Below are 2,115 nucleotides of genomic sequence, written 5' to 3'. Positions count from 1 at the left end.
TATTGGAAATGGATATTTTTCTGCTAGATATCCTAATCTTTTAATTAATGAATCAAGTATTCGATCTATCTCTTTATGAAAATGGCTTTTTCTTACAAAATTGAAAATCTGAAGATCTAAGACTTCATAAACTTTTTCGTTTAAATAAGTAATAAATATAAATATAATACTATTATCTAATTCCCTGATTTTTCGTGCTGTTTCTATTCCATTTATTCCTGGTAACTCTATATCGAAAAAAATAATATCAAATTCAATATTAGAATTAAGCATTTCTTCAATAATTTCTTCACCCGAATGAAAACAGTATATTTCACAATCACTTGTCTGCTATTATCTATTCGTCCATAAAAATCTATATAGCAAAACCTAAAGTATAGCCTATCTAGTTCCCTTTACAGAGCGATCATATAGGTAATGACATAATGACTAAATTCGTACATTGCTTTTATTCAGCTTAGATGAAAAATCTAAGCTGAGACTATTTTTTTCTTGATCCTTTATATAAGGATTAATAAATGTTAGAATTTATTTTATCGGAGGTGAATTAATATGAAAAACCCAATATTAAAATCCATCATCAGACGCCCAATCAAATTTACCTTGCTTATTTTAATACTTTCATTAGTTTCTGTGCTTTTATTATGAACTTTACCTCATATGCCCTAGTTAGTAAAGAAGTTGAGTCTGCAAAAAAAGCATATAATAGTATTGGATACATACAAATGGATTTATCGGATGAAAGCGGCAGCAATGTATATGAAATAAGAGAGTTATTAAAAGATGATCCTATGATTGCTTATGAAGACTGTAGGATATGGTCTTTGGGAATTAGTGATAATCTATTAAATGCAGCTTACAATACCCCTAGCAATAATTATTATGATGAATCAAAAGGTATATATAATTTTGTTAATGATCTATTCGTCATAGTAACACCTGAAAATATACGCACTATAAACTATGCCAAGGATAGGTACGATGGTGTGGTATTGGAGAGCCGTGTGCAAAAACTAATTGCCGGATATCCGGATTGGATCTATATGCCGAACAGCGAAGAAATGTTTGAAGACGGATTCTTTAAAGTTGCAGCACCAAAATATGAACATAGTAGAGCAAAAGGCACATTAAATTTAATTCCATATATAAATGATGCCATGCTTGATGAATTATATGCACTTGAAATTGGAGCCGATTATCTTTTTAGATGTGAGCCAATGGCTTATGATGATTCACGTATGTTAAGACCGGATTCATATATGTTAAAACCATTATATGATGGAGGTCCTTTATATGAGAAGATTGATAATATTGATGAATTCAATCTAGAGGATCCTAAATGGGAAAAAATGAGAGAGGATATAGAGCTTTTAAATATAAACACCAGAGTATTTACCATTATTGCAACTAAAAATATGGGAACTCTTCCCTATACCCAAGGAATTTTTGATGGGTATACTTTGTATGATGGGAGATGGATCGACTATGATGATTATAAGAACAATAATAAAGTCTGTGTAGTTGGAAAATTTTTATTTAAAGCACGAGAATTAAAATTAGGAGATAAAATTCCTCTTCAATATATGGAAAGTGAATTTCCTGAGTTTTTAATGACTGAAAAAGATAGAAAAGAGTGGAAGAATCATCATAAAAGTGATGTTATAGAATACGAAATAGTAGGTGTTTGTAATCACCATCTTTCAGGTAAAGATATATATGTACCTACAAGTACAGTACCTAAAGAATTTCTAAAACTTCCTACTAAAAATTTTCTTATTGAAACTGGAAAACCTTATTTGTATGGACAAAATTATAGTTTTGTATTGAAGAATCCTGCTGAACAATCGCAGTTCATTGAAAAATATAGAGATAGTATTAAAGAAACTGGGTTTGAACTTCAATTCATAGAGAATAATGCTGAAACATTTTGGATATCTGCGGATAAGGTTCTAAATAATCTTAAAATAAATATTCTATTGTACGGGATTTTATTGATATTTGCAATGCTATTTACTATATATATGTATGTAGAGATTTATAAGAATAATTATGCTATTGAAAGAATCCTAGGTTTTACGCATAAATCTGCCTCTAGGCATCTGTTGATGCCATTAT

General features: G+C 29.6%; 2 protein-coding genes. One reads left to right on the top strand and one right to left on the bottom strand.

Annotation, left to right across the window (positions count from 1 at the left end; genetic code table 11):
- Window positions 1–312 (bottom strand): response regulator (locus VK998_RS04765; protein ID WP_325226089.1); only part of this gene is annotated, 312 nt, incomplete at its 3' end.
- Window positions 313–644: 332 nt separating this feature from the next.
- On the opposite strand from VK998_RS04765, the gene VK998_RS04760 reads away from it, so the two are divergent.
- Window positions 645–2,115, top strand: a 1,471-nt coding sequence (locus tag VK998_RS04760; protein WP_325226087.1) for an ABC transporter permease family protein, incomplete at its 3' end; no start/stop codon positions are given.

It is taken from the genome of Schnuerera sp. (assembly GCF_035459645.1).
Taxonomy (GTDB): Bacteria; Bacillota; Clostridia; order Tissierellales; family Tepidimicrobiaceae; genus Schnuerera.
The sequence above is the reverse complement of the archived record's forward strand: the minus strand, read 5'-3'. Positions and strand labels throughout refer to the sequence as shown.